The organism is Pseudorhodobacter sp. (genome assembly GCF_030452865.1).
In the GTDB taxonomy this organism is placed as follows: domain Bacteria; phylum Pseudomonadota; class Alphaproteobacteria; order Rhodobacterales; family Rhodobacteraceae; genus Pseudorhodobacter.
The window spans coordinates 1-8,788 of sequence record NZ_JAKDLJ010000117.1; the positions used below are offsets into that span (position 1 = coordinate 1).

Sequence of the window (8,788 nt, forward strand, 5' to 3'; positions counted from 1 at the left end):
GGACCCTCCCGAGATAATCCGGCCATGCCAGACCGCCTGACCAACCGCGCGCAAGGCGGCCCGAAGGTCGACGCCATTATGCTGATAAAACCGCTTGTCTTCATAGGCGACAAGCATCGCGGTGAAGCCGGGATCAACTTGCCCCTCCGCCATGCGCCAGCGGCCATCCGCCACCGTGTAGGCGCGTAGCAATTGTCCATCGCGCGCCAACACCTCCACCGAGGTTTCGACCCGCAGATCGGGCAGCACCGTCGCGTCAACCCAAGCATCCAACCGATCATGCGCAACGGCCATTGCCCAAAGGGCAAAGGCCAATGCAACAAGGGGCCGGGTGCCACGCATCACTGCGAAATCACAACCTCACCCGCATCCGATTGCGCGCGGTAATCGGGCCGGTACATATCCTCCACCGAAGCCGCAGGATGGTGGAACGTGCCCGGCGATACAGCGCGCACAACATAGGCGAGCCGGAATTTGTTACCACCCGACCAATCGACAGCAGAGATGAAGCGATCCTGCCGGAACTCGCTGTGTTCGACATCGTTCACTGCGTCGAGCCAATCATAGCCGCCAACACTTCCACCGCTCAACAAATTGGGGTTATCAATTTCGAACCCGGCGGGCAGAGGGTCGGTCACGATCAGCCGCGCCTCGGCGCCACCGAAGGGCACCACCTCCAGCACGACGACGAAGCGTTCCCCGGCCTTGACACCATCGGACAGTTTCACCCGCGCACCATCGGTCGAGTAATAGCTGCGGGTGATCGCATAGCCGTTACCGGTCGCAGGGCCGGGAACGTCTGGCACGCCGTAAGCTGTCAGGGTCAGGGTCACAGGCTTGGCCGAACCATTGGCAACCTCCACCGCCGACGCATCGCCCGCTTTCAACACCCGCACCAGCGGCCCATCGACCGGCGCACCGTTCATGGTGATGCCATCCGCACCGGGGCGGTCGATCAGCGCGTTCGCGGCCAGCAGGGTCCAGGTCGCTTCTTGCGTCGAAAGTCGGCTTCCGTCCGGTCGCAGGGCAACTGCCAAAGCGTCCTGATCCACCGCATTCGATCCGGATTCGAGCGCCAGCGTCAGTACCGCTGCGGCATCACGGCGATTGGTGCCGTAATCTTCGCGATAGATCTGCTGCTCATTCAGGAATTTCAGTGGCTTGATGCGGTTTGCGGCACGGGTGAACATCGCATCCGCCCGCCGCTGGTCGCCATAGCTTGCCAAAGCCGCGCCCAGTTGCGCCTGTGCGATCGGGGTCGCAAAATCATCACCTTTCACATCGGCGTAATAGCGCAAGTCACCAATCGCCGCCGCGCCTTCGCGCGCCAGAACCATCAGCGCATAGGCCAGCGCTTCACCGCCCTTGTCAAAATCGGAGGCATAGTTCACCCGGTTGCGCAGATTGTCCAAGGCCGAGCGGAACGCAATATCCGGCACCGCATAGCCTTGCGCACGCGCCCGGCTCAGGAAATCGGTGACATAAGCATCAAGCCATGCGTCGCTGCGATCCGGTCCCCAAAGCCCGAAACCACCTTCGGAGTTCTGGTTCAGAAGCACCGCCGAAACCGCTTGGCTGATGCGCTTTTGCAGGTTGTCCGCGCCTTTCAACTGCATCGCCTGCGCGACCTGATCGAAGTAGATCAGCGGCAGCGCGCGTGAGGTGATCTGTTCCGTGCAGCCGTAGGGATAACGATCGAGTGCCGCCAGCAGGCCCGGCGCATCCAGACGCGCAATCGGGCCAACCGCCATCGTCGCAAGGCCGGACCCCGGTGCGAACCCGTCAAACACCGCTTGATCCAGCGTGAACGTCTTGCCCACAGCGAGTTCCAGCCGCGTCAGACGCGCCACCTCCGGATCGCCGCGCTGCACGGGCAAGGTCAGCACCTTGGTCAACACCTTGCCATCCGGCGTGGTCAGATTGACCGTGATGCTGTGCAACCCTTCCGTTGTGGCGGTGATCGGCACTGCCAGAGTTGCCTTGCCGTGTTCTGCCAGATCAAATCCCGAAGGCACCTCCCCCAATGTCATCCCATCGGCAGAGACATCAAGGCCCATCCGGCCCGCTGGCCCCTTGGCATGGACCACTTCCAACAGCAGCCGGCTTTGGTCGCCCGGTGCCATGAAGCGCGGCAGCGAGGCTGTCACCACCACCGGATCGCGCACCAGCACGTCCGCTTGTGCCTGACCGACACCGCGTTTGGACCATGCAATCGCCATCACCCGAACGGTGCCGTTGAAGGACGGCAAATCGAACGAGGCGCGGGCATAGCCATCGGCACCCACCGTCACGGGGCCGGTGAAATAGGCCACCAGTTCTTCGGTCGGAGGCGGCGCCTCCAGCCGCGCTTGTGCGGCACTGTCACCGCCGGAACGAACCGTGCCTTCGGCCCCGTTCAAGCCGTCAATCAAGCGTCCGTAAACATCCCGGATTCCGACACCGAGCTTGCGCTGGCCAAAATAGTACCCTTGCGGGTCCGGAGCCTTGAACGCGGTGAGGTTGAGAATTCCGACATCCACAGCGGCGACGGTGACATACGCCGTTTCACCAGCCACCACGCCGTCCACCTTGATCGCAACATCCAGCGGGCCGCGCGGGGCCACCTCATCCGCCACTTCGACCGTGGCTTTCAGCGCCTTATCTCCGGGGTCGATGCTGGCATGGGCAAGGCCCATTGCCCGCGCCGGGTTGCGCCCTGCGGCCACATCCATTGGACGCAGGACCGATGCGGTGACATAGACGCCCGCACCCCAATCCGCTGTCACCTCCAGCGGAATCAGGTTTTCGCCTTCCTTCACCTCAACCATTTTCATCGAGACCAGACGGTTCGACAGCACCGACACCAAGGCGGTTCCCGCAGCGCGCGGCACGATGCGCAGTTGCGCGACATCGCCGGGGCGATAGGCCGGTTTGTCCAGCGACAGTTCCAGCGTGTCCGGCGTGCTGGTGACATCGGCAGGTGCGTACCACCCGGCATAGAATTGCACCGCCGTTGCCGCTACGCCACCTTCGACCTGCTCGACGCGAAGCTCATACTCGCCCCATTCGACCGGGGCAGATAGCTGCGTCGGGTCGGTGCCAAGCTCCACCTTCCCATCAGCCACACGTTCGCGCCGGGTCACCGGTTCCCAGTTCCAGTTTCCGTATTCCTGATACCACTGATATTGCGTCTCGATCCGGTTCAGTTCCCACTTTACCGACATCGGCACAGCGGATTCGTCCGGCCCGACCGCGACGATGGAAAACGCCGCGTCAGAGCCTTCGCTGACAACGCCGTCAAATCCCGGCTTCACCCCGATCATTGCCGCCGCAGGCTGCAAGGCACGGGTCAACCGCCGCTCCACTGGACGTCCGGACCCTTCCGAAATCCGTGTGACCACGACCATTTCCAGCGGGCGGGCCGGATCGTCCACTTCGCTCATCGCGACGGGAAAGCTGGCCTTGCCTTCGGCATCGGTCGTCGAGCCGCTGAAACTTTCGATGCGGGCGCGGAACGGGTCATCCGCCAGCCCGAATTGATAGCCGGTGAATTTCGCAAGCCCTTTTGCCGCGCGCAATATCACCTCACCCTCAATCGCAAGATCGGCACCCGGCGCACCGAAAAGATATTTCGCATCGACCGACAGTTCGGGGGCATCGCCCAACCGGATCGGGCCATCCGGCAAGGAAAGCGCGAAATCAATCCGTTCTGGCAGGAAATCCTCAACTAGGAAGTTCTGCGATGCGAGCGGCGCGGCATCCAGATCGGCGCGCAGTTCCAGCCGCCATGTTCCGCGCGGGGCGGAACCGGCAATCGGCAAGGCAAAGACATGGCCGCCCGCGCCGATATCTTCGGCCAAAGCGCGGCTGTATTCGACACCATCGGGACGCTTTACAATCGCGGTCAGCGCCAGGCGTTCGATTGCCGCAGCTTCGGTGTCACGGGTGAGCGCGGTGGCATAGACGGTTTCACCCGCGCGGTAAGCGCCACGGTCCGTAGACAGGAAAACGTCGATCGGCGGCGCCGGTTCGCGCCCTTCGACGCCGCGATCCGACAGGTCAAATTCCGGATCGGTCAGCGACAGGAAGGCAAGATCATCTTCCGCCTCCTTCGCAACCAGCATCGCGGGGGCAAGTGCGCCCACCCCACGGGTCAGGGCAGCCGGGAAGGTGGCAAAACCGTCCGCATCGGTCTGTTCGGTTGCCAAAACCTCATTGCTGCGGCTGAGAAGTTGCACCGAAACACCCGGTTTCGGCCCCGCGGTCCCAAGGCTGCGCACCACGACATGCAAGCCGTCGATCCCGGAAAGCGAGGTAATCCCAAAATCCGACACCACGAACCACTGCCATGCGGGGGGGAAATCACCGCCGTCCTGACCTGGTATTTGCGCCCGAAGCGCAAAAATACCCGCGCCTTGCTCGGCCAGCGCTTCTGTCATCGGCAGGCGGGTGGTCATGTCGCGGTTAACCTCCACCGCAAGATCGGCCTCCCCTTTCCATATCTGCGCACCGACACCGCTGGCGAAATCATCCTCGCGCCAGTAGGACATCGGTTCACCGAAATAATCACCCTGGATTGCACGCAGGATGTTGCGATCCGTGACACGGTACAGTGTCAGATCGACCTTGGCGGCGTTGACTGAATCGAGCGGAATCGCCGCTGCCACCCCCACCTTGGGCAATACATAGGCGCGTCCGGGAAAGCGGACCTGGGGCGAGCGGTCGCGAACATAAGCCGTGATCGTCACCGGTTTCACGGTCTTTTGGCCATCGGCAGCGGGAATTCCGGCGCGGAAGGTCAGGGTGTGACGCTCTCCATGGGTGACACCCTCGACGCAAAGCAGTTGATCGCCCGCTTTTTCAACGGTCAGGCCGGGCTGATCCATCTGGACGAATTGCTCAAAGTCCACCCCGGTCGCGGCCAGATCATCTGAAAACCGCGCACAGATTCTGGGGCGGGCGCTGTCGGCCTGCACGTCATGCTCCGTGATCCGGAAACCGTATTTCGCGATTGCCGCATCCAGCGCCGCCCCGGTGTCGTCACGCGGTTGCACCGATTGCGCCAGAAGCAGCGCAGGAACCATGTCGCGACCGCGACTGCGTTTTTCCAGCATCTCCGCCATTTCCACCAACAACGTCGCGCGCAACCCGGCGCTGTCGCTGCGCAAATAGCCGTTGACGGCGGCGGAAAGGGCGCGTTGCTCCAGCTCACTGCGCGATTGTGCATGACGAAGTGCCGCGCGTTGCAACAACCGGGCATATTCCGCCCAGTCCTGCGCGCTGTCCGTCAGGTTCAACGCCGCACCGACAAAAGCACTGGCGCGCAGAACGTCGCCCCGCGCTTCCTCCGCCCGCGCGGAATCCAGATGCTCCTGCGCGCTCCACGGTCCGGTCAGGTGTAACGCAGCAAGCCCTTGCGCCTGCGACAGCGCATCGGAAAAATCACCGCTCCGGAGGAAGCTCAATTCCGCCGCCCGTTTCTCTGCCAACCCCTGCGCGCCCGGCGAGGCTGTCAACGCCACTGCCGAAAACGCACCCGCATAATCCGCAGGCGCACCCGGATTGGATTTGAGAAAGCACGAACCATTGCGCGAATTGAAGGTGAAAGCGTTGCAGGCATTGTTGGAAACGCAGGCTTTCTGGCAACTTTCCAGCACGGTATCGAACATCGAGGAAATATCGCCTCCCGGCAGATCGGCGTCGCGCGTCATGGCGAATCGCTTTTCAGGGATCAAATCCTGCGCCGCACCGATACCAGGCAAGCCAAGCGCCAACAGCGTTGCCACCATGATACCAAAGCCAATACGCGTGAAATAAGACATCGAGATTTCCCCCTCAGGACGCTCTGTCCGCACCGGCTCTCTGCGAGGCGCAAGACATGAGTTCGGCCAAACTTTTCCATATCTTGCCACGACCCCAAGCGATGGCGCAAGGATTCTGGCGTCGGGCAGGCGATCATTAACCGATGGTTCACTTTGTTCCGACAGGTTGGGTCGAGAGGAAGGGCAGAACGCCCTTTGATTGCAGATTCGTTAGGTAGAGACGTAGCGCATGGACATGATGGACAGGCTTGCCAAAGAACGGCGCGCGCGGTTGGCGGCTGAACGTCTGTTGGAGCAAAAGCAACGCGAACTCTTTGCCGCCAATGAAAAGCTGGCGCTGCATGCCCGCGCCTTGTCCGACCAGATCGTCGAACAGCGCCATGTCACCAAAGCTGCGGTGACCGAAGCGCAGCTTCTCAAAGGGCAGAACTCCCGTTTTCTTTCCGATCTGGAGGCGGCGCATACCACCGCAGTGATGGCGGAACGTCGCCTGCGCGATTCGATCAACACGATCCATGATGGCTTTGCAGTGTTTGACCCGGACCAGCGGCTGCTGGTCGCCAATCGCGCCTATCTGGCCGGGTATGAGGAGTATAATGTCGGGCCGGGCACGCCCTACCGCGAAATCCTGACGCTTTCTGCCGAAGAAGGCATGGTCGATCTTGGCGACGAAACGGCGGCGCAATGGGTCGGGCGCATGGTCGCCCGCTGGGAGGCCGAGGTGATCGAACCGGAGGTGGTAAAAGCAACCAACGGGACATGGGTGCGCCTTGTCGACCGCCGCGCGCGGGATGGTGATATGGTTTGCCTTGCGCTGAACATCACCGAACAGATGCGCATCTGGGCCGCGTTGGAGGCGCTGCCTGATGGTTTCGTCCTTTATGACCGCGATGATCGGCTTCTGGCGTGTAACCAGCGCTATCGTGCGCTTTACCCCGCCAGTGCTGCCGCGATGACACCCGGCGCAAGGTTCGAGGACATCCTGCGCATCGGCGTCGCGAACGGCCAGCATCTTGACGCCATTGGCCGCGAGGAGGCTTGGATTGAGGAACGCATGGCTCAGCATCAGCAATCGGTATCCGAACACGAACAGGTGCTTGCCGATGGCCGCTGGCTGCGCGCGATGGATCAGGCAACACCGGATGGTGGACGGGTCGGGCTGCGGGTGGACATCACCTCACAAAAGGAACAACAGGCCGCACTGGATGAGGCCCGGCGCGCCGCAGAGGCCGCGAACCGCGCGAAATCCGCGTTCCTCGCCAATATGAGCCATGAGATCCGCACCCCGATGAACGGCGTTGTCGGCATGGCGGAATTGCTTTGCGATACCGGATTGACCCAGGAACAGCGTCTCTTTGCCGATACCATCCGGTCCTCGGGTGAGGCGCTTTTGGTAATCATCAACGACATTCTGGATTATTCGAAGATTGAGGCGGAACGGCTGACACTGAACCCCGAACCCTTCGATCTGGAACGCCTGATCCATGAGATTGCGATGCTGCTACAACCGCGCGCGCGCGAACGTGGCATCGACCTTGCGATCGACTTCGATATGTTCCTGCCGACTCGTTTTATCGGCGATGCCGGGCGGCTGCGGCAGGTTTTGACCAATCTTGTCGGCAATGCGGTGAAATTCACCGAAAAAGGCCATGTCCTGATCCGCATCGTCGGGTTGGAGGATGAGGCAGGTCAACGGCTCCATATCTCGGTGGAAGATACCGGGATAGGGATACCCGCCGATCAACTCGATCATATCTTCGGGGAGTTCAATCAGGTCGAATCCGAAGCCAACCGCAAGTTCGAAGGCACCGGGCTTGGGCTTGCGATCACCAAGCGCCTGATCGAACGCATGGGGGGTGAAGTCTGGGTTGATAGCGAGTTCGGGAAAGGCTCCTGCTTCGGTTTCCGCGTGTCGCTTCCAGTGGCAGAGGAGCAGAATGCAACCCCTGCTGCCATCACGCTGTCGCGCGCGCTCGTTGTCGATGACCAGTTCATCAACCGGACCATTCTTGAACGCCAGCTTATAACCTGCGGCATGAAGGTCACGCTGTGCCGCTCCGGCGCCGATGTGTTGGCCGAACTCGCCCGCGATGACGCCTATGATGTGTTGATCACGGATCACGAAATGCCGGAGATGAACGGCTTGCAACTGGCGGAAAACGTGCGGGCGGCGGGCCATTCCCTGCCCATCGTGCTGTTTTCCTCCAATCCAACCGCCGCGCGGGATGGTGCAGGCAGCGCGCATCTATCCGTCGTTTTGCAAAAGCCGTTGCTGCGGTCGGAGCTTTATCGCAGGCTGCGTGGCTTGACCAATCGCGCGCCCGAACCCCTCGCTGTTCCGGCTGCGCGCAAGCCTTTTCCCCAACAACGGCGAATGCGGGTGCTTGCGGCAGAGGATAACCGCACCAACCAACTGGTTTTCGGCAAGATGGTCAAGAATATGCAGATCGACCTGGTCTTTGCCAGCAACGGGCGGGAGGCAGTAGAACAGTTCGAAGCCTTCCACCCCGATCTGATTTTCATGGATATTTCGATGCCTGAGATGGACGGGAAGGATGCCGCCCGCGCCATTCGCGCCATTGAAAAGGTGCAAGGGGGCCATGTGCCGATTGTTGCCCTGACCGCCCATGCGATGAGCGGCGATGACACATCAATCCTGGCCGCGGGGATCGACAAATACATGACCAAACCGCTACGCAAAACAGCTATTGCGGATATGCTGTTGGCACATTGCCCTGCGTCCGCTGTGGCGATTGAACCGGACAAAGCTGAGGTTGCCTGACCCTCTGCGCGGCTTTTTCTCGGCGAATGGAAAGGCCCGGTGCAGTACACCGGGCCTTTCCACATTCAGCGAACAGTCTCAGCCTTTCTTCGGCGGCACAAAGCGTTTGCTTGTGTCGGACGGGTTCGCCTTTGGTTTCGGCGTTTTCACAATTGGCTTGCCGGTCCCGGCTTTTCCGGCTGGCTTGCCGAAACTCTTGCCTTCT

Annotated in this window: 3 protein-coding genes; 1 reads left to right on the plus strand and 2 read right to left on the minus strand. The window is 61.4% G+C overall.

Translation table 11 applies throughout. The features are described 5' to 3' along the window. Together L0H65_RS08895 and L0H65_RS08900 are read right to left on the minus strand one after the other, a co-directional pair. On the minus strand, positions 1 to 294 hold a 294-nt coding region (locus L0H65_RS08895), incomplete at its 3' end, for a transglycosylase domain-containing protein (protein WP_301458520.1). 47 nt (positions 295 to 341) lie between these two features. Then, the gene (locus L0H65_RS08900) at positions 342 to 5,801 is read right to left on the minus strand and encodes an alpha-2-macroglobulin family protein (RefSeq protein ID WP_301458518.1); all 5,460 of its coding nucleotides are present in this window, start codon (positions 5,799 to 5,801) and stop codon (positions 342 to 344) included. Between the two features lie 229 nt (positions 5,802 to 6,030). On the opposite strand from L0H65_RS08900, the gene L0H65_RS08905 reads away from it, so the two are divergent. After that, entirely contained in the window at positions 6,031 to 8,583 is a 2,553-nt protein-coding gene (locus tag L0H65_RS08905; RefSeq protein ID WP_301458519.1) for a response regulator, read from the plus strand. Positions 8,584 to 8,788 lie beyond the last annotated feature (205 nt).

Coding starts and splice junctions, on each gene's coding strand:
- L0H65_RS08905 (WP_301458519.1), top strand. CDS start 6,031: ATGGACATGATGGACAGGCTTGCCAAAGAACGGCGCGCGCGGTTGGCG.
- L0H65_RS08900 (WP_301458518.1), bottom strand. CDS start 5,801: ATGTCTTATTTCACGCGTATTGGCTTTGGTATCATGGTGGCAACGCTG.